This window comes from Sphingomonas sp. J315, from assembly GCF_024666595.1.
GTDB lineage: Bacteria > Pseudomonadota > Alphaproteobacteria > Sphingomonadales > Sphingomonadaceae > Sphingomonas.
In genome coordinates this window covers 3,136,715-3,155,044 of record NZ_CP088296.1, presented here as the reverse complement: position 1 = coordinate 3,155,044, position 18,330 = coordinate 3,136,715, and the positions used below count along the sequence as shown (strand labels likewise).

The window sequence follows — 18,330 nt, the reverse complement described above, 5'->3', positions numbered from 1 at the left end:
CGTTCGCGTTTGCCTCTATCTAGAAGCTTTGCTGCCGCTTCGGTCGCGCTCGAGACATTGCGTGTGGTAAATACGTAAAAGATCACAGCTGCGTCCGCCGCCCCTGCCCCCGGCCTATAATCCACGGGAACATCGAACACGGCAGGGGACCGCCAACGTCATGATTAACGGCGTCGGATTCATCATCATCATGATCTGCGTCTTCGGCAGCTACATCATGGCTGGCGGCAAGATGGAGGTTATCCTCCACGCGCTGCCCCACGAGATGATGGCGATCGGGGGCGCTTCGATCGGTGCATTTCTGGTGGCCAACCAGATGTCCGTGGTCAAGGCCGCGGGCAAGGGCATCGGCAAGGCGTTCAAGGGCAGTCGCTGGAAGGACAGCGACTATCGCGACCTGCTGACGCTGATGTTCGGCTTGCTGTCGGCGTTCAAGAAGGGCGGCGCGACCGCGATCGAGCCGCATCTGGATTCGCCTAAGGACAGCCCGATCTTCAGCCGGTTCCCGCGCCTGATCGCCGACCATCACCTGACCGAGTTCATCTGCGACTATCTGCGCATGATGACGGTGAATTTCGAGGATCCGCACCAGATCGCCGAGGCGATGGAAAACGATATCGAGGCGCACCACCATCACGAGATGCACCCGCAGCATGCGCTGCAGCAGATGGCCGACGGCCTGCCCGCGATCGGCATCGTCGCCGCAGTGCTGGGCGTCATCAAGACGATGGGGTCGATCGACCAGCCGGTCGAGATCCTGGGTGCGATGATCGGCGGTGCGCTGGTCGGCACTTTCCTCGGCGTGCTGCTGTCCTACTGCTTCGTTGGCCCGCTGGCCTCCAAGCTGGGTCAGGTGATCGAGGCCGACTGCAAACCCTTCACCATCGCCAAGACCGCCATCGTCGCGCACGCCCAGGGCATGCCGACCCAGGTGGCGATCGAAATCGCCCGTCGCGCGACGCCTTCGGACAAGGCGCCGAGCTTCCAGCAACTTGAAACCGCGCTTGAGGAGGCAAAGAGTGACTTCGCAGCCCAACCAGCTTGAACTCGCCCCGTCGCCGGGCGGGGTCGTCGAACTGCCCGTACATGGCGTCACCGTCACCGCCGAGGAGCTGAGGGTCCGCCTCGTGCTCGCCGCCGATTTCGGCGACGGCGTCATCGTCGACGCGAGCGCCGTGGAAAGCGTCGGCCAGGCCGTGCTGCAGCTGTTGCTGGCCGCGCGTGCCGAGGCCGAAGCGGACGGGAACCGCTTCCACATCCTGAACCCCAGCCCCGCTTTCCTGGCCCGGATCGAGGCGCTTGGTCTGAGCGACCGATTGGGCCTGAGCAAGACAGAGGAAATGCAATCGTGAGCAAGCTGATTCTTACCGTCGACGATTCCGCCAGCATGCGCATGCTGCTCAAGGCATCGCTCAGCGCACAGGGGTTCAAGATCGAGGCCGCCAACGATGGTCGCCACGGTCTGGAGCGGATGCAGGAGGTCAAGCCCGACCTGCTCATCACCGACATCAACATGCCCGAAATGGACGGCTTCGAGCTGATCGAAGCGGTGCGTGGCCTGCCCGAATTCCGTGGCACGCCGATCCTGGTCCTCTCGACCGAATTCTCGGACGAGAAGAAGGCACGCGCCCGCTCAGCCGGAGCCACCGGCTGGATCACCAAGCCGTTCGAGGCCGAAAAGCTGGGAGCGGCGATCCGCCGCGTCTGCCCATGAGCGACGATATGGACGATATCCAGGCGATCTTCTTTGAAGAATGCGCCGAGGGGCTGGCTGCCGCCGAACAGGGGCTGTCGGCGATGCAGGCGGGCGACGTGTCGCCCGGCACGATCGCGGCGGTGTTCCGCGCGGTCCACTCGATCAAGGGTGGCGCGGGTGCATTCGGCCATGTCGCGCTGACCGCCTTTGCGCACAAATTCGAAAACCTGCTCGACGAAGTGCGCGCGGGCCGGATCGACCCGACCCCGGGAACCGTCGGCGTGATGCTGTCGGCGCTCGATGTCCTGTCCGACCATGTCGGTGCGTCGCAGGGCACGGTGCCGCTGCCCGATGACGCTGCGTCGCTGGATGCGATCCAGGCGATCCTCGATGGTGAGGCCGCGCCCGCCGCGACCGCGCCCGCGCCGGTCGAAGTTGCGCCCGTCGTCGAGGCCGCGCCGATGGATGTCGATCCGTTCGGCTTCGAGCCCGTCGCGGTTGCGCTCGACTTCGACTTCGATGCTGCCGAGGAAGCCCCGGCCACGCCGGAAGCCGCCGCGGCCGAAGCCGTTTGGCGCGTCGAATTCGGCCCGTCGCGCGACGCGATGGCCGCTGGTGCCGAGCCGATCCTGGTCATCCGCGAACTCGAGGACAATGGCGGCCGCGTCGTCGGCGTGGACAGCAGCGCGCTGCCCAGCCTGCGCGACCTCGACCCCGAAATGGCCTATCTGCGCTGGACGATCGAGCTGCCCGGCTGGACCGAGGAAGCCCGTATCAACGATGCGTTCGACTTTGTCGCACCGGATTCGCACATCGCGATCTCGCGGGTCGAGCCGCCCATGGTCGAGGCTGCTCCGCAGGTCGAAGCCCGCACCGAGCGACTGGACGATGCGCGCGCGCTGATCGAGCAGGTCGCTGCCGCCACCGCCGCTGCGCCGACGCTGGCCGTCGTGCCCGCCGCGCCCCCCGCCCGCCGGGGACTCGGGCTCGCAGACGATCCGCGTCGACCTGGTCAAGCTCGACATGCTGCTCAACCTGGTCGGTGAGCTGGTCATCCGCAACTCGATCCTGTCCGATCGCTTGAGCGCGAAGGATCAGGAGCGGGTCGAACTGCCCGAACTCGCCCGTCTGACGCGCGAGATTCAGGACAATGTGATGAGCCTGCGCGCGCAGCCGATCAAACAGGCGTTCAGCCGCGTGCCGCGGATGCTGCGCGACCTGATGGCCGAGACCGGCAAGCAGGTGAATTTGCAGACGTTCGGCGAGATGACCGAAGTCGACAAGGGCGTGATCGAGAAGATCGGCGACCCGTTGACGCACCTCATCCGCAACGCGGTCGATCACGGGCTGGAAAGCACGGAGGAGCGTCTGCGCGCCGGCAAGTCGGCCCAGGGTACGATCGTCCTGTCCGCCGAACAGAAGGGTGCTCGGATCATCGTCACCGTGTCAGACGACGGCAAGGGCATCGATCGCGCCCGGGTCCGCGCCAAGGCAATCGAAAAGGGTATTGTCCCCCCCGATGCGGTACTGACCGACGAGGAAATCGATCAGCTGATCTGCGCCCCCGGTTTCTCCACCGCGGCGACGATCTCGAACATTTCGGGTCGCGGCGTGGGCATGGACGTTGTCCGCTCGAACGTCGAGGCGCTGGGTGGCCGGGTCGAGATCGCTTCGGTTCCGGGCAAGGGAACCAGCTTTACGCTGGTCCTCCCGCTGACCCTCGCAATCCTCGACGGCATGGTCGTTCGCCTTGCCGGACAGCGCTTCGTGCTCCCGCTCGCCACCGTGATCGAGGCAATCCGCCCCGAGCCGGGCCAGGTCAGCGCGACCACGCCGGGCAGCGAAGTGATCGAGATCCGTGGCGACTATCTCCCGGTGCGCCGCCTGACCCAGGTGTTCGGGCTGCACGCCAACGAAGATCGACCGGTGCACGAAAGCCTGGTCATCATCGTCGAGAGCGAGAGCGCCGGCCGCGTCGGCCTGCTCGTCGACACGATCGACGACCGCCGCGAGGTGGTGATCAAGAGCCTCGAACAGAATCTCCACCCGATCCGCGGTCTGGGCGGCGCCACCATCCTGGGTGACGGTTCGATCGCACTCATCCTCGACGTCGAGGCGCTCGTCGCCCCGGCCGGCCAGACCCGCAACCTCCTGAGAGGACTCGCAGCATGAACGACCAAGAAACCCCTGCCGACGAGATCAAGATCGTCACCTTCACCCTGGGCAACCGCGCGTTCGGCATCGACATGCGCTCGCTGATCGAAATCCGCGAATGGGCCGAGCCGACGCCGCTGCCCGGCGTTCCCGGCTACATCCTGGGCGTCACCAACCTGCGCGGCACCGTGGTGCCGGTGGTCGGTCTTGCCGAGCGCCTCGGCTGGACCCCGAGCGAGATCCACGCGCGTTCGTGCGTGCTGGTCGTCAACATCGCGGGCAAGCAGGCCGGATTCCTGGTGGACGAGGTCGATGACATCGTCGCGATCCAGGAAAGCGCGATTCAGGCGGCACCCGATGTCGAACTGCAGGAATCGAACGTGATCTCGGGCCTGGTCCAGATCACCGCCCGCGCCCGCGATGGAAGCGAGCCGAGCGCCCAGATGGTGCTGCTGCTCGATCTCGACGCGCTGTCGATCACCCGTCACCTGGACCTGGCTGCCTGATATGAGCACGTCGCTGGCGCCTGCGCCCATGAACCCGCTGCTGTCCGACGGTGCTCCGCCGCTGGGCGACAGCGAGTTCGCGGCAATCGCGCGGATCATGATGACCGAGGCACGCATCAGCCTGCCATCGACGAAGAAGGTGCTGGTGCACTCGCGCCTGTCGCGCCGCCTTCGCGAACGCGGACTGGCGTCGTTCAAGGACTATATCGCCTTTGCCGAGAAGGATGCGGAGGAACTGCGGCTGCTGGTGACGGCGCTGACGACGAACCACACGCATTTCTTCCGTGAGAGCCATCACTTCGACCATCTGCGCGATGTGCTGGTGCCGAAGCTGAAGAGCGATCCGAGCCGCGCGCCCGTGCGGATCTGGTCGGCCGGCTGCTCGAGCGGCGAGGAAGTCTATACGCTGGCCATGACGCTGATGGGCACCGACCGTGCCCAGGCGGAATGGATGCGCAACCGCGACATCCGTCTGCTGGCGACGGATATCTCGGAGCCGGTAGTCAACGCCTGTGCCGAAGGCTTCTATGCCGCGCAGGGCGTGGACGGCGTACCCGAAGCCTATCGCAAGGCGTGGATGGTGCCCGAAGGCAGCGGCTATCGCATGGCAGAGGCGGCGCGTGCGCTGGTGACGGCGCGGGTGCTCAACCTGTTCGGCGAATGGCCGATGCGGCAGCGCTACGATGCTATTTTTTGCCGCAACGTGATGATCTATTTCGACGATACTGCGAAGGCGGAGCTTGAGGCGCGCCTGGTCGAGCTGCTCAAGCCCGGCGGCTATTTGTACATCGGTCACAGCGAGCGGCTGATCGGCCCGGCGGTGGCGCGGATGAAAAGCTGTGGCAACACGATCTATCAGCGCACGGACGGTGCCGCATGAACCGGGTCCGTGCACTGATCGTCGACGACAGCGCGTCGATGCGGGCGGCATTGACGCGCATCCTGTCCGGTGACCCCGAGATCGAGGTGATCGGGGCGGCCCCCGAGCCGCACACGGCGCGTGAGATGATCAAGGAGCTCAACCCCGACGTGCTGACACTGGACGTCGAAATGCCGGGGATGGACGGACTGTCGTTCCTTGAGCGGATCATGCGGCTGCGCCCGATGCCGGTTGTCATGTGCTCGTCCCTGACGGCGGCGGGTGCCGAGGTCACGATCGAGGCACTGCGCCTCGGCGCGGTCGACTGCATCGCCAAGCCAGCGGGCGGCCCGGTCGAGTTGGCGCTGGGCGCGGAGCAACTGCGCGCGACGGTGAAGGGTGCCGCACGCTCGCAAGCGCGCCGCGGCCAGCCCGCGCCCGCCGCGACGCGCCAGCCCCCTGCCCCGGCCCCGGGCCAGCCGCCGTTCCGCGATGTCGTGATTGCGATCGGCGCTTCGACCGGGGGCGTAGAAGCGCTGTTCCACGTTCTGGGCGAACTGCCGCAGGACTGCCCGCCGGTGCTCGTCGTCCAGCATATGCCGGCTGCATTCACCGCCAGCTTCGCCGCCCGGCTTGACCGCGGCTGCGCGGTGCGGGTGGTCGAGGCTACCGACGGTGCGCAGCTCCAGCGCGGCACGGTTTATATCGCGCCGGGCGGGTCGCATCACATGGTGCTCGACGGCGGCACACGCGGCCGCATCAAGCTGGTCGCAGCCGATCCGGTCAACGGCCACCGCCCGTCGGTGGACATGCTGTTCGATTCGGTTGCCAAGCTGGGCAGGTCGGCGGTCGCCGCGATCCTGACCGGCATGGGCAGCGATGGCGCGAACGGCATGCTGGCGATGCGCCAGGCCGGTGCGCGCACCTTTGGCCAGTCCCGAGACGATTGCGTCGTGTGGGGAATGCCGCGTGCGGCGCTCCTGACCGGCGCAGTCGAAACCGAAACCAGCCTGTCCTCTATGGCAGGTGCCATCCTCGCCGCTTCGCGCGGCAAGCATCAGGAGCGTTAAATGCCCGCCGCGTCAGCTATCCGAGTCATGGTCGTTGACGACCAGACGAGTATGCGCGCGATGATTCGTCGCGCCCTTCAGGATTTTGGGTTCAAGGACATCCGCGACAAGGGGACCGCGCCCGAAGCGCTGTCCGCGATGCGCGCCGATCGCGTTCACCTCATCATCTCGGACTATAACATGCCCGAGATGGACGGCCTCGAATTCCTCGAGACCGTCCGCAACGACGCGGTCCTCGCCAAGACCGTGTTCATCATGCTCACCGGATCGTCCGACCGTGAGGTCGTGGCGAAGGCGGCGGCATTGGGGGTCAACAATTATCTCGTGAAGCCCTTTGCGCCGGCAGCGCTGAAGGAAAAGATCGAGCGCGTGTTCGGCGATCTGACATGACCGTCGCGACCGCCAGCAAGATCACGATCATTCAGGGCGAGTTTGCGGTCATCTCCAAACCGGAGACCGTGATCTCGACCCTGTTGGGATCGTGCATCGCCGTATGCCTGCACGACGCCCGTGCACGCATCGGCGGGATGAATCATTTCCTGCTGGGGGAGCCGAGTCCGGATCACAAGGTCAGCCAGTCCGAGCTGCAACGCTATGGCGTGCATGCGATGGAACTGCTCATCAACGGGATGATGAAGGCCGGGTCGGAACGGTCGCAGTTGCGCGCGCACCTCTATGGCGGCGCAAACATCATCGCCGGCCTGGGCGGGATCGGGACGGCCAACGCCGCCTTCGCGCTGCGCTTTCTGCAGACCGAAGGGATCGCCATCGGCCTCAATGACACTGGCGGCACACAGCCGCGCAAGGTGGAGTTCCGGCCCTATGACGGGAAGATCCGGTGCACCTATGTCGCCGAGCCGCCGCCCGTCACCCTGCCGCCCAAAATGCCCGCTCATGGCGGCGAAATCGACCTCTTCTGAAGGGTTTAGCAATGCACGACCAGAGCAAGATCCCCGGCACCGGCCAAGACCGGCTGATCAGCGCGCTGCACGGCGCGGTGGCCGGCGAGCTGCGCCATGTGCGGGTGCTGATCGAGGAACTTGCCGAGGCGCTGGTTTCCGACGAGCATTTCGTCGACCGCTACCTCGACAAGCTCCAGGCGTTCGACCTGCTGGTCCAGTGTACCGAGGAAAGCGCTGCGGTGCTCGACCGGCTGGCTGCGGGCGCCTGTACCCAGAGCGCGATCGCACCCGTTCGGCTCGGCCAGATCCATGAACGGCTCCAGGCCGCTCTGCACGCGGCGCACTGATCATGGCGAGCTACGCCCCCAATACCCGACCGATCGTCATCCGAAAGGTCAAGAAGGTGGTCGGCGGCCATCATGGTGGCGCGTGGAAAGTTGCCTATGCCGATTTCGTGACCGCGATGATGGCGTTCTTCATGCTGTTGTGGCTGATCAGCACCCCCGAAAAGGAAAAGCTGAAGGGGCTGGCCGAGTATTTCTCGCCCGGTCCGCCGATGGTGGGCAGCGCAGGCAGCGCTGCAGGCGGCGCGCAGTCGGGATCGGGCGGGCATGGCCGCGCCAGGAACGCCGACCAGGCCAAGGCGGCCGGCGTCCCGGCGATGGAGGCCCAGAGCATCGGCACCGCGCGCGGCGGCACCGCGACGATCCCCGACGCGACGATGCGCGTGCTTGCGCAGGAACTGCGCATCTCGCTCGACGCCATCGCAAGCGATGAAAGCGCCCAGCAAAAGATCGAGTCGGACGAGGACGGGTTGCGCATCACGCTGATGGACAGCGTGCGCCAGCCGATGTTTCGCCCGGGCACCGCCCAGCTCAACGATTTTGCCCGCCGTCAGCTCGGCGCGGTCGCCGACAAGCTGGTCAAGTCCGGCGCTCGGCTGACGATCGAGGGGCATACCGACGGCGCAGGCGGCGACAATGAGGCCAATTGGCGGCTGTCGGGCGAGCGTGCGCTGGCGGCGCGCACGGTGCTGCTCGGCGGCGGGATCACCGCAGACCGCATCGCGGGCGTGATGGCGCGCGGCGCAAGCCAGCCCATCTATCCGGGGGAGCCAGGTCGCGCCGAAAACCGCCGCATCACGATCATCGTCAAGGGCGAGTCCCCCGCCACCCCTGCCGATTCAAGTTTCAAGCTGTGAGCCGAGGACAATGAAGAAGATCCTGTTCCCCCTCGTCCTGTTGATCACGGGCGGCGCGATCGGCGCCGGAAGCGGCTATGCCACCAACTTTCTTCTCGGCACCCCGGCCGGGGCGACCACGGCCAAGCCGGAGCCGGTAGTGGAAGAGCCGGGCACGTTCGTCGCGCTGCCGCCGATGACCGCACCGCTCGTTCTGAAGGACGGCAAGCTGTCGGGCTATGCGACGTTCGAGGTCCAGCTCGAAGTCGGCGAGGGCGAGGCCGAGGCGGTAACCGCACGCCTCCCCTTCCTGCAGCATGCGATCAACCTGCGCACCTTCAAGGTTCCCCTGGCTGCGGGCGCCGACGGCATGCTGCCCGATCTGGACAATTTCCGGCGCGTCGTCATCGAAGCCGCGCGCGAAGCAGTCGGCCCGGGCAAGATCCGCAAGGTCGCGATCACCAAGGCGGAGCCGGCATGATGTACAGCGACAGTCCGCAATCCTGGGAAGCCGATTCCGCCGCGGTCAATGACCGCCGCAGCGGCGGCGATACACGCCTCGTCACCACGCTGCTCGTCGGGCGGCTGGTAACCCCGCGCGGTGACGTGGTGTGCCGCGTCCGCAACATCTCCGAAAATGGCGCGCGCGTCGAATGCGCGTTGCCGCTGTCGCGTGACGACAAGGTGCAACTGGAGCTGCGCGGGGCCGAACTGCTTGAGGCCGAAGTCGCCTGGGCACAGGGCGGTGCTTGCGGGCTGCGGTTTCTGTCACCGGTTCCGGCGGAGCTGATCCTGAAGCCGTCGCCACAGGAAAAGGGCTGGCACAACCGCTTGCCGCGGCTGGAGACCGAATGCGCGGTGCTGGTGACATGCGACGGGCGTCGCCTGTCCGCGACGCTGCGCGACATCAATCAGCTCGGGATGCGGGTCGAGGGACTCAACCGTCCGCTGACCCAGGGGACGCTGTCGGTCCACATCCCGGAGCTGGGGACGGTCAACGCCGCGATCCGCTGGCAGCGCGAGGACGCCGCAGGGTTGCAGTTCCTGACCCCGCTGCGGTTCGAGACGCTGTCGGCCTGGCTGATCAATCCCGCGAGCCGGTTCGGGCGGCGGGACTAGCTCTATCCCCCTCCCTGCGTGCTGGGAGGGGTCGGGGTGGCTGCGCGCGCCTGCGCGCCGAACAGACTTGGTGCCTTGACGGCAAAGCGGCGGACGAGGCATCGAGCTTCGTCCGCCGCAAACCCACCCCTAGCCGCTCCCTTCCAGGGAGAGGAACTCTACCCCGACCCGAAACTTCGGATCAGGCTGCCCGCGACCAGTGCCCAGCCATCGACCAGCACGAAGAAGATGATCTTGCACGGCAAGGCAATCGTCGTTGGTGGCAGCATCATCATGCCCATCGCCATCAGGACCGCCGCAACGGCAAGGTCGATGACGAGGAAGGGCAACAGTAGAAGGAAGCCAATTTCGAACGCGCGCCGCAGTTCGGAGATCATGAAGGCGGGGATCAGCGTACCGAGCGGCACCTCCGCGCGGGTTTTGGCGGGTTCGGCGGCAAGACCGTTGAACAACGCGATATCGTCGTCGCGAACCTGACTCAGCATGAACTTGCGGAACGGCGCGGCGGTCTTTTCGAACGCCACGTCCTCGCTGATCTTGCCTTCGGTATAAGGCTTGATCCCCGCTGTCCATGCCGACTCCAGAGTTGGCGTCATCACGAACATCGACAGGAACAGCGCTAGGCTGATGATCACCGGGTTCGGCGGCACGCCCTGTGCGCCAAGGCCCGTACGCAGCAGCGACAGCGCGACGACGATGCGGGTGAACGAGGTCACCGTCATCAGGATGCCGGGCGCGAGGCTGAGCACGGTGAGCAGCGCGACCATGCCGATCGCCTTACCGCTCATCGACCCGCCCGCCAGATCCAGAGGCGAGCCGCCGGCCCCCGCGCCCGCTGCAGCGGCGGCAGTGGCAGGGGCGAGCAGCAGGACCGCCGCGATGCCGTAGCGCAGCAGCTTAGGCATGTCCGGCGATCCGAGCGTTCGCGAAGCTCTGGAAGCGTTCGAGGTTGCTGAGGAACGCGGTCGATCCGGCATCGTCACCGCCGTCGCGGGCTGCGTCGAACATCGGGGTCATCGCCACCGGCGCGGCCTCGACCGACGCGGCAATGACAGGCTGGGGTGCCGGCGCGTCGAGCAGGCGCAGCGCGGGCGCGTCGGTGCGCGCCTCATGCAGCACGACGTTGCCCTCAGGTGCCATCAGTACGAGATGCTCGACATTGTCGCGGCGCACGAGCAGCAGCGAGCGCTTTGGATCGACGGTCAGCCGCTCCACCACTTCGAGGCGCTTGTCCGGCGTGCCGCCCGTTCCGAGCCGTCCGGGCAGGCGGATGTCGAAGCGACGCACCGCCCACAGCGCACCACCAAGCAGGCCGAGCACCATGGCGAGCGCACCGAACATGCGCAGCAGGGCGAGCGCGGTCATGCGACTGCACTCGCGGGGAGGACTTCGGAAATCTCGATCGACATGTGCTCGCCGCTCACGATCACCCGCCCCCGCGCGACCAGCGTGTCGTTGACGTAGATCAGCGTCGGATCGGCGTCGGTGCTGTCGAGCGCAACGATCGCGCCGCGGCTCATCTTGAGCACCTCGCGGATCGGCAGCCGGGTGGACCCCAGCACGATCGACAGTTCGACCATGATATCGTTGAGCACGGCATTCCCCTGCGTGTTCGTCATGCGATGTTTATAGGCGGCAGAAATTGCCCCCGGTCCGACCGACCCGGAAAAACTTGCCTATAAGGAAAGCGTCGGGGGCAATTCCTGCCCGCCGCGCCGGATTTGGGAACATGGACCTCAAAAGTGCCGTCTCGGTCTCCGCCTCGGGCCTGCGTGCCCAGTCGCTGCGGATGCGCGTGATCGCCGAGAACCTCGCCAACCAGAGCTCGGTGTCGCAGACCCCGGGCGGCGACCCCTATCGCCGTCGCGTGGCAACTTTTGCCGCCGAGGTGGATCGCGCGACCGGCGCGACCAAGGTATCGGTCAAGGGGGTCGCGACCGACAAGTCCGCGTTCCAGCGCGTCTATCAGCCGGGCAACCCCGCTGCCGACGCCAAGGGCTATGTGAACATGCCCAACGTCAACGGGCTCGTCGAGACCGCCGACCTCAAGGCCGCACAACGCTCTTACGAAGCCAATCTCAGCGCCATCGAAGCCGCCAAGGGCATGACGATGCGCACCATCGACCTGCTGAAATAAGGATCGCAGCCATGTCCATCGGAGCACTCGACGCCGCCAGCGCCTATGGCCGTGCCGCCGGCATCTCGCCGCTCTCGCGCGGCCCCGGCATCGGCGGTCCCGGCGCGGCCGACGCCCCCGTCGCGGGTGGCTTTGGCCAACTCGTTCAGGGCATGGTCGGCGATGCGACATCGAGCCTCAAGGCCGCCGAGACCGCATCGGCGCGCCAGATCGCAGGCAAGGGCGACCTGATCGACGTGGTGACCGCGATGGGCGCCGCCGAAGTCGCGCTCGACACCGTGGTCGCGGTGCGCGACCGTGTCGTGAACGCCTATTCCGAAATCATGCGGATGCAGATCTAGTGGACGCGAACGCCGCCATCGAGATCGGGCGCGCCGCGCTGATCCTGACGCTGACCGTCGCCGGGCCGTTGCTGTTCGCCGCGCTGTTCACCGGCGTCGCGATCGGCTTGCTCCAGGCGCTGACCCAGATCCAGGAACAGACGCTGACCTTCGTGCCCAAGATTATCATCATGGGGATCACCCTGCTGCTCAGCTTTCCGATGATCGGCTCCGCGCTCGGCGACTTCATGCACGTGCTGGGCGACAAGATCGTCCAGGGCGGCTGACGCGCCGATGATCGAAGACCTGCCGCTGCACGCCACCGCCTTCCTCATCCTGTTCGCGCGGGTCGGGTCGGTACTGATGCTGCTGCCGGTCTTTTCCGAAGACGCCGTCCCCGCGCAGATCCGCCTGTTCGCGGGAATGGGCATGACGCTGGGCCTGTGGGGTTTTCTGTCGGCCAAGGTCATCCCGATGGCGGCGGTCACCGATCTTCAGCTTGCCGCGATCCTTGTCGCCGAGTTGCTGGTCGGCATTGGCCTCGGCCTTATCATGCGGATGATGTACCAGGCGATCTCGATCGCCGGGTCGCTGATCAGCCTTCAGATCGGACTGACCTCAGCGATAGTGTTCGACCCCGGCCAGTCGGGGCAGGCACCGTTGCTGTCGCGGTTCGTGGGTGTCGCCGCAGCGGTCGTCTGCTTCGCGATGGCGGTCCACCATTTGTGGATCGGTGCGCTGATCAAGTCATACGGCCTGTTCCCGATCGGGGCCATTCCCAACAGCCAGGATTTCGCTGACCTTGCGGTGCGCGTCGCGGGCAATTCGCTCGCGCTCGGCGTCTCGCTCGCCGCGCCGCTGCTGGTCTATGGCATCGTGTTCAACACCGTTCTCGGCCTCGTCGCGCGCGTCGCGCCGGCGTTGCAGGTCTTCTTCATCGCGCAGCCGCTCAACCTGCTGCTCGGCATCACCATTACCGCCGCGACCTTGGGGGCGACGCTCGTCACCTTCGCGAACAGCATCGCGGCGTGGATGAACATGGGCTGGAGCTGACGCGATGGCCGGTGGATCGGAGTCGGAAGACAAGGACTCGAAAACATTCGCCCCCAGTCAGAAGCGCATCGACGATGCGCGGAAAAGGGCGATGTGCCGATGGCACCGGAGATGCGCCAGGCCGCGATGTTCGCCGGGCTGGTCGTCGTCACCGGAGGACTCGGCGCGCACGCGATCTCCAACCTCGCCGGATCGCTCGCGCGCATCTGGGGCCGCGCCGACAGCTTTCTGTTCGAGCCCCAGGGAGCGCAGGCGTTCGGCGGCTTCATTCTCGGCGAGGTCGCCATGGGCATCCTTCCGCTGCTCGGGGCCCTGTTCGGCTTCGCGCTGCTGGGAGGTCTGATGTCCGGGCGCCCGATGATCAGCTTCAGCCGGATTGCGCCCAAATGGTCGAAGATCAATCCGATCTCCGGTTTCGGGCGCATGTTCGGGATGAAGGGGCTGGTCGAGTTCGCCAAGACGCTCGCCAAGCTGATCGCTGTCGCCGGGATCGGCGGGCTGATCCTCTGGCCCTTTCTACCCGGTTTCGAAAAGATGGTCGGGATCGGCCCCGGCACGATCATCGACCTGGCGCAGACCATGGTGTGGAATGTTCTCGTCATCGTCGTCGTGCTGGTCGCAGCGATCGCCGGATCCGACTTTATCTACCAGCGGCACAACTGGACCAAGCAGAAGATGATGTCCCTCAAGGACATGAAGGACGAGCACAAGGAACAGGAGGGCGATCCCAAGGTCAAGGGCAGGATGCGCCAGATCGGGATGAAGCGGTCGCGCCAGCGGATGATGCAGGCGGTCCCTACCGCCACTGTCGTCATCACCAACCCGACCCATTATGCGGTCGCGCTGCGTTACGATCACGGCGCGATGAACGCGCCGATCGTGGTGGCCAAGGGCACCGACGCCATCGCGCTCAAGATCCGCGAGATCGCCACCGCCAACGGGGTTCCGCTGGTCGAAAACCGCCCGCTTGCCCGCGCGCTGCACGCCAGCGCCGAGATCGACCACCCGATCCCGCTGGAGCATTATCAGGCGGTGGCCGAGGTCATCAGCTATGTGATGAAGCTGGCACGGGGTGGAGCGTAGCTTTGTACGACATTCAATGTCCCCTCCGTTGGAGGGAGGTGAGCCAGCAGATCACCCGTTAACCATCTCTCTTGAGATTCGGGGTCAGACCGTGCGGTCGTGCTTCGCCAGCTCGACGCGGACGCGCAGCTCGATTTCGCGGGCGATGTCGGCGAGCGCTGGGTCTTCGGGCATCTCGAACGCGGCCGCCCATTGAGCGAGCGCATCGAGTGCTTTTTCCTCGGGCACGCCCTTCACCCCCGCAGCATGAAGCTGGTCGAGAATCTCGAGCCCGCGTGCGGCCGGGCGCGCCTCGCGGCGGCGCTTTTCCTGCGGGGTTTCCAATGCGGTGGCTGCGGCGAGCAGGACATGGACCGTGGTCGATGCCTGCAAGGTCGGGGCGGCCTGCTGCCCCTGCTGGGGCGCTTCGGGCATCTCCATTTTCGGGAGCGTCAGGCGCAGGGCGGCGTCGGACTTCGACAGTGCATTGAGCACCATCTGGACCGGCATCGGGACACCCTCGATACGCACTGCTTCTGTTCTCCGCGAAGACCGGAAGGGCCTTTCCCTTTCTATAAGAAGATTAACGCGGTTCCGGAGACGATGGACAGGTTTATGCGCATTTTGACACTCCTGATGCTGGCCCTCGCGCTCGCGGTGCCCGGCACTGCCGCTGCGAACAGCACGCACCGGATCAAGGACATCGTCGATATCGAGAATGTCCGCCCCAACCAGCTGGTCGGATATGGCCTCGTCGTCGGCCTCGCCGGCACTGGCGACCGCACGCGAAACACCCCCTTCACCGAGGAATCGATGCAGGCGATGCTGGAGCGGATGGGTGTCAATGTGCGCGGATCGCAGCTCAAGACGATGAACGTCGCGGCGGTATCGATCACCGCGACCATGCCGCCCTTCGCGCGCGCTGGATCGCGGATCGACGTCACCGTATCCGCAATCGGCGATTCCACCAGTCTTCAGGGCGGGACGCTGATCGCCTCGTCGCTCCGTGCACTCGACGGCGAAATCTACGCGGTCGCGCAGGGCCAGGTCTCGGTCTCCGGCTTCAAGGCACAGGGCGCGGCGGCGAGCATCAGCCGTGGCGTCTCCACCTCTGCCCGAATCGCGGATGGCGCGATCATCGAGCGCGAAGTACCCTTTGCGCTGCGCAGCTCGACCAGCCTCAAGCTGGCGCTCAAGAATCCCGATTTCACCACCGCGAACATGATTGCGGGCACGATCAACGGGGCCTTTGCGGGGACCGCCGAGGTGCTCGACCCCGCGACGGTCGAAATCAAGCCCGGCCCCGGCTTTCCCGGATCGGTGGTCGACCTGGTCGCGCGGATCGAAAACCTGCCGGTCCGTGTCGATCAGCCGGCGAAGGTGATTGTCAACGAAGCCTCGGGCACGGTGGTGATGGGCGCCAATGTCCGCGTCAGCCCGGTCGCGATCGCGCAGGGCGGCTTGACCATCAGCGTCGCGGAATCGCCGCAAGTGTCGCAGCCCGCGCCGCTGTCACAGGGCCAGACCCAGGTCGTGCCGCGCACCCAGGTCACGGTCGATGACGGCACCGGTCGTTCGCTCGGAACGCTGGGCGGCGAAACCTCTCTCGCCGCGCTGGTTGCGGGCCTCAACGCGCTCGGCGTCAGCCCCCGCGACCTGATTACCATCCTTCAGGCTATCAAGAGCGCCGGCGCGCTCCAGGCCGACATCGAGGTGCAATGATGAGCCCCCTTTCCACACCCGCCGCCGCGACCACCGGCACCGCGCCCAGCGTCCCCAAACCCAAGAGCAAGGAGACCGCGCAGGCGTTCGAAGCGGTGTTCATCGGCCAGATGACCCAGTTGATGCTCGAAAGCGTCGAGGAGGGCGAGTTTTCCGGCGGGCATGGCGAACAGATGTTCCGCGGCGTGCTCGCCGAGAACCTGGGGACCGCGATCGCCGCCAAGGGCGGCATCGGCCTCGCGCCCGCAGTCATGGACCAGATCATCAAGCTCCAGGGGGCAATCCGGATGGAAACTGAACTCCTCGACCTGTTCCGCTCACTGGCGTCGATCAGCGCGGAGGAAACATTGCTGCTTCAGCATGGCCGTCGCGGCGAAATCGCCGAGCTGGTCCAGGCCAAGTCCCGCCTGGTCGGCGCGGTCGACACAGAAGTCGCACGGCTCGACCGGACCAACCCCGCCTGGCGCGAGGCGCTGGACGCTGACACCCGCGCCGAGCTGGCAACGCTCGCCGGGCAGCTGCGCGATATTTGCGCCACCAACGGCGCGACGCTCAAGCGCCAGATCGACCTGTCGAACGAAATGATGGGGGAAATCGCCGCCGACGCCCGCCGCCGCCACGGTAGCGGCAGCGCCGCCTATGGCGCGTCGGGCGCGATGACGGGAACCGGGGTGGCGGTGCCGATCTCGGTCAACGCCAGCTTTTGAAGCCCGGTCTGATCGCCGCGCTGGCGGTGCCGCTCGCAGTTCCGTTGATCGCCACGGCCGCTCCCCCGCGCACGGGTGCGATGCTGATCGTGCCGGTCATGCCTGCGCGTCAGGCCGAGATGATCGACTGGATTGCTCGCGCCGATGCGGATCTGCTCGGCACGGGACCGGTGCGCGGATCGCTGATCGTCACCGGAAACAGGGATGCAATCATGCGGGAGACGTGGAGCCACGGCGCCATCGTACTCGCCGCGCGGCCTGTGGGCTGCACCGGAAGGAACGGATGGAATGACTGAGCTGACGCTAGATGCAATCCGCAAGGCGGGTTTGACGCTGGTGATGGCGGTTGCCGCCGCCCTGTCGGTCGCGCTGCTCGCAGGGATGCTGGTGACCGGTGCCGACAGCTTTGTGACCGTCGCAATCGCGCTGGTCGCACTGCTCGCCTACCCCACCTGGCTCTGGAGAAAGGGTGCGACCGACAGCACCGCGCGCATCGCCGTCAGCATGGCGGTCGTCGCGATCCCCGCGCTGATGCTGTTCGCGTTTCGCGGCATGGCGTGGCAGGTCGACCTGCACATGGCGTTCTTTGCCGCACTCGCGATCACCGCAGTGCTGTGCGACTGGCGAGCGATCATCGGCGCCACGCTGGTCGTCGCGGTACATCACCTGATCCTTGGCATGGCGGTGCCCGACTGGGTGTTCCTTGGCGGCACATCGATCGTGCGCATCCTGATGCACGCCGCGATTCTGCTGGCCGAAGCCGGAGCGCTGGTCTTCATCTCCGCGCGCGTCGTCGCCCTGCTCGACGCGGTCGCGCAGAAGGATGCGGCGCAGCGTGCAACCGAAGCCGCAATCACCGCCGAGCGCGAATTGCGCATGTCCGAACTCGAAAGCGCCACCGCCGCGCTGGCACGCGGGCTGGAGGGGCTGAGCCGGGGCGAACTCTATCATCGCATCGCGGGCACGATGCCGGTGAGCTATGCGGCAATTCAAGCGCACTTCAACCAGGCGATCGAGGTCGCTGCGCATGCTGGTTCAAGCGGTGTCGAGCGGAGCATCACAGCTCGACGGCAATTCGACACAGATCGCGCACGCCGCCGGTGATCTCGCCGCGCGCAGCGAACGCACCAGCGCGCGGATCGAGGAGGCTTCAGCCGCCATCGTCCAGATCGACACGCGGCTGAGCAACGGCAACGCCACCGTGCGTGAGACTGTGGAACGCGCCGACGAGGCGATCGACAGCGTACGGCTAGGCCGCAGCGTCACTGACGGCGCAGTGCAACAGATGGAGCAGGTTGCGGTGAGCGCCAGGGGTATCGACGGTGTCATCGAAGGGCTCGACAAGATCGCGTTCCAGACCCGCGTCCTTGCGATGAACGCTGCCGTCGAGGCGGGACGCGCGGGCGAGGCCGGGCGCGGATTTGCGGTGGTCGCCGACCTTGTCGGCCAGCTCGCGATGCGCTCGGAGGAAGAGGCCAAACGCGCGCGCGAACAGCTCACCTCTACCCAGGATCAGGTGGCGAATGCGGTCACCGCGATCGGCCAGGTCGATGGTGCACTCAACGGCATCGAACAGGTGGTCGAGGGCGTCCACCGGCTGCTGACCGGCATGGCCGAGGATTACGGATCGCACGCCAGCGCGCTGAGTGAGGTCAGTTCGGCGTTCACCACGCTCAACGAGCTCACCCAGCAGAATGCGGCGATGGTCGAGGAAAGCAATGCAGCCGCACGTGCCCTGTCCGACGAGGCACGCGCGCTGGCACGGCTGACCGAGCGGTTCGCGCTCGAGGACGATGCGGCACCCGGACTGCGCCACGCGGCCTGAACCTCGGGACCGGCAAAC

General features: G+C 66.3%; 28 protein-coding genes. 24 read left to right on the top strand and 4 right to left on the bottom strand.

Features of this window, described 5'->3' with window-relative positions; translation table 11 throughout:
• The first annotated feature begins 160 nt into the window (after positions 1-160).
• From motA to LRS08_RS15970, 14 genes are read left to right on the top strand one after another with little or no spacing between them, the layout of a single operon-like run.
• A complete protein-coding gene (gene motA, locus LRS08_RS16030) occupies positions 161-1,045 on the top strand; it encodes a flagellar motor stator protein MotA (protein ID WP_257842751.1) in 885 nt (294 codons plus the stop codon).
• A complete protein-coding gene (locus tag LRS08_RS16025) occupies positions 1,020-1,352 on the top strand; it encodes an STAS domain-containing protein (RefSeq protein ID WP_257842752.1) in 333 nt (110 codons plus the stop codon). The genes motA and LRS08_RS16025 overlap by 26 nt, the downstream gene beginning before the upstream one ends.
• Positions 1,349-1,714 (top strand): response regulator, encoded by a 366-nt coding sequence (locus LRS08_RS16020; protein WP_257842753.1) that lies wholly within the window; start codon positions 1,349-1,351, stop codon positions 1,712-1,714. The genes LRS08_RS16025 and LRS08_RS16020 overlap by 4 nt, the downstream gene beginning before the upstream one ends.
• Positions 1,711-2,742: an Hpt domain-containing protein gene (locus LRS08_RS20365; RefSeq protein ID WP_409456261.1), complete on the top strand. Its 1,032-nt coding sequence runs from the start codon at positions 1,711-1,713 to the stop codon at positions 2,740-2,742. The genes LRS08_RS16020 and LRS08_RS20365 overlap by 4 nt, the downstream gene beginning before the upstream one ends.
• Complete coding sequence (locus tag LRS08_RS20360; protein ID WP_409456260.1) at positions 2,720-3,868, top strand: chemotaxis protein CheA; 1,149 nt, start codon at positions 2,720-2,722, stop codon at positions 3,866-3,868. Before LRS08_RS20365 ends, LRS08_RS20360 begins: the two co-directional genes overlap by 23 nt.
• Positions 3,865-4,356, top strand: a complete 492-nt coding sequence (locus LRS08_RS16010) for a chemotaxis protein CheW (RefSeq protein ID WP_257842755.1) — start codon at positions 3,865-3,867, stop codon at positions 4,354-4,356. Before LRS08_RS20360 ends, LRS08_RS16010 begins: the two co-directional genes overlap by 4 nt.
• Positions 4,357-4,384: 28 nt before the next feature.
• Positions 4,385-5,236 carry a protein-glutamate O-methyltransferase CheR gene (locus LRS08_RS16005; RefSeq protein ID WP_260480945.1) on the top strand — a complete coding sequence of 284 codons (852 nt, stop codon included), beginning with the start codon at positions 4,385-4,387 and terminating at the stop codon, positions 5,234-5,236.
• Positions 5,233-6,285, top strand: a complete 1,053-nt coding sequence (locus LRS08_RS16000) for a chemotaxis response regulator protein-glutamate methylesterase (RefSeq protein ID WP_257842757.1) — start codon at positions 5,233-5,235, stop codon at positions 6,283-6,285. The genes LRS08_RS16005 and LRS08_RS16000 overlap by 4 nt, the downstream gene beginning before the upstream one ends.
• Positions 6,286-6,675: a response regulator gene (locus LRS08_RS15995; protein WP_257842758.1), complete on the top strand. Its 390-nt coding sequence runs from the start codon at positions 6,286-6,288 to the stop codon at positions 6,673-6,675.
• Positions 6,672-7,205, top strand: coding sequence for a chemotaxis protein CheD (locus tag LRS08_RS15990; protein WP_257842759.1), 534 nt, complete (start codon positions 6,672-6,674; stop codon positions 7,203-7,205). Before LRS08_RS15995 ends, LRS08_RS15990 begins: the two co-directional genes overlap by 4 nt.
• An 11-nt stretch (positions 7,206-7,216) precedes the next feature.
• Positions 7,217-7,534 (top strand): hypothetical protein, encoded by a 318-nt coding sequence (locus LRS08_RS15985; protein WP_257842760.1) that lies wholly within the window; start codon positions 7,217-7,219, stop codon positions 7,532-7,534.
• Between the two features lie 2 nt (positions 7,535-7,536).
• A complete protein-coding gene (locus LRS08_RS15980) occupies positions 7,537-8,388 on the top strand; it encodes a flagellar motor protein MotB (RefSeq protein ID WP_257842761.1) in 852 nt (283 codons plus the stop codon).
• A gap of 10 nt (positions 8,389-8,398) precedes the next feature.
• On the top strand, positions 8,399-8,848 hold the full coding sequence (locus LRS08_RS15975) for a hypothetical protein (RefSeq protein ID WP_257842762.1): 450 nt from the start codon (positions 8,399-8,401) through the stop codon (positions 8,846-8,848).
• Positions 8,845-9,486 (top strand): PilZ domain-containing protein, encoded by a 642-nt coding sequence (locus LRS08_RS15970; protein WP_257842763.1) that lies wholly within the window; start codon positions 8,845-8,847, stop codon positions 9,484-9,486. Before LRS08_RS15975 ends, LRS08_RS15970 begins: the two co-directional genes overlap by 4 nt.
• Positions 9,487-9,644: 158 nt before the next feature.
• Here LRS08_RS15970 and fliP read toward each other — a convergent pair whose 3' ends face one another.
• Genes fliP through LRS08_RS15955 form a run of 3 tightly spaced genes read right to left on the bottom strand, consistent with a single transcriptional unit; the run spans position 9,645 to position 11,105 of the window.
• Positions 9,645-10,391, bottom strand: coding sequence for a flagellar type III secretion system pore protein FliP (gene fliP / locus LRS08_RS15965; protein ID WP_257842764.1), 747 nt, complete (start codon positions 10,389-10,391; stop codon positions 9,645-9,647).
• Entirely contained in the window at positions 10,384-10,851 is a 468-nt protein-coding gene (locus LRS08_RS15960; RefSeq protein ID WP_257842765.1) for a FliO/MopB family protein, read from the bottom strand. Before LRS08_RS15960 ends, fliP begins: the two co-directional genes overlap by 8 nt.
• Positions 10,848-11,105, bottom strand: a complete 258-nt coding sequence (locus tag LRS08_RS15955) for a FliM/FliN family flagellar motor switch protein (protein WP_257842766.1) — start codon at positions 11,103-11,105, stop codon at positions 10,848-10,850. The genes LRS08_RS15960 and LRS08_RS15955 overlap by 4 nt, the downstream gene beginning before the upstream one ends.
• Before the next feature lie 110 nt (positions 11,106-11,215).
• Between LRS08_RS15955 and flgC the strand changes: the two genes are divergently transcribed.
• From flgC to LRS08_RS15930, 5 genes are all read left to right on the top strand, one after another.
• The gene (flgC, locus tag LRS08_RS15950; protein ID WP_257842767.1) at positions 11,216-11,623 is read left to right on the top strand and encodes a flagellar basal body rod protein FlgC; all 408 of its coding nucleotides are present in this window, start codon (positions 11,216-11,218) and stop codon (positions 11,621-11,623) included.
• An 11-nt stretch (positions 11,624-11,634) separates the two neighbouring features.
• A complete protein-coding gene (locus LRS08_RS15945; protein ID WP_257842768.1) occupies positions 11,635-11,964 on the top strand; it encodes a flagellar hook-basal body complex protein FliE in 330 nt (109 codons plus the stop codon).
• Complete coding sequence (locus tag LRS08_RS15940) at positions 11,964-12,230, top strand: flagellar biosynthetic protein FliQ (protein ID WP_257842769.1); 267 nt, start codon at positions 11,964-11,966, stop codon at positions 12,228-12,230. Before LRS08_RS15945 ends, LRS08_RS15940 begins: the two co-directional genes overlap by 1 nt.
• A 7-nt stretch (positions 12,231-12,237) precedes the next feature.
• Complete coding sequence (gene fliR, locus LRS08_RS15935) at positions 12,238-12,996, top strand: flagellar biosynthetic protein FliR (protein WP_257842770.1); 759 nt, start codon at positions 12,238-12,240, stop codon at positions 12,994-12,996.
• A 99-nt stretch (positions 12,997-13,095) separates the two neighbouring features.
• Entirely contained in the window at positions 13,096-14,079 is a 984-nt protein-coding gene (locus LRS08_RS15930) for a flagellar type III secretion system protein FlhB (RefSeq protein ID WP_312026630.1), read from the top strand.
• An 84-nt stretch (positions 14,080-14,163) separates the two neighbouring features.
• Here the strand turns inward: LRS08_RS15930 and LRS08_RS15925 are convergent, their stop codons facing one another.
• Positions 14,164-14,589, bottom strand: coding sequence for a flagellar assembly protein FliX (locus LRS08_RS15925; RefSeq protein WP_257842772.1), 426 nt, complete (start codon positions 14,587-14,589; stop codon positions 14,164-14,166).
• A 105-nt stretch (positions 14,590-14,694) separates the two neighbouring features.
• Between LRS08_RS15925 and LRS08_RS15920 the strand changes: the two genes are divergently transcribed.
• From LRS08_RS15920 to LRS08_RS15900, 5 genes are read left to right on the top strand one after another with little or no spacing between them, the layout of a single operon-like run.
• The gene (locus LRS08_RS15920; protein WP_257842773.1) at positions 14,695-15,780 is read left to right on the top strand and encodes a flagellar basal body P-ring protein FlgI; all 1,086 of its coding nucleotides are present in this window, start codon (positions 14,695-14,697) and stop codon (positions 15,778-15,780) included.
• Positions 15,777-16,487 (top strand): rod-binding protein, encoded by a 711-nt coding sequence (locus LRS08_RS20355; RefSeq protein WP_409456259.1) that lies wholly within the window; start codon positions 15,777-15,779, stop codon positions 16,485-16,487. Before LRS08_RS15920 ends, LRS08_RS20355 begins: the two co-directional genes overlap by 4 nt.
• Positions 16,484-16,783, top strand: a complete 300-nt coding sequence (locus tag LRS08_RS15910) for a hypothetical protein (protein ID WP_260480943.1) — start codon at positions 16,484-16,486, stop codon at positions 16,781-16,783. The genes LRS08_RS20355 and LRS08_RS15910 overlap by 4 nt, the downstream gene beginning before the upstream one ends.
• Positions 16,776-17,591 carry a hypothetical protein gene (locus LRS08_RS15905; RefSeq protein WP_260480942.1) on the top strand — a complete coding sequence of 272 codons (816 nt, stop codon included), beginning with the start codon at positions 16,776-16,778 and terminating at the stop codon, positions 17,589-17,591. The genes LRS08_RS15910 and LRS08_RS15905 overlap by 8 nt, the downstream gene beginning before the upstream one ends.
• Positions 17,515-18,312 (top strand): methyl-accepting chemotaxis protein, encoded by a 798-nt coding sequence (locus LRS08_RS15900; protein ID WP_260480941.1) that lies wholly within the window; start codon positions 17,515-17,517, stop codon positions 18,310-18,312. Before LRS08_RS15905 ends, LRS08_RS15900 begins: the two co-directional genes overlap by 77 nt.
• Positions 18,313-18,330: the final 18 nt, after the last annotated feature.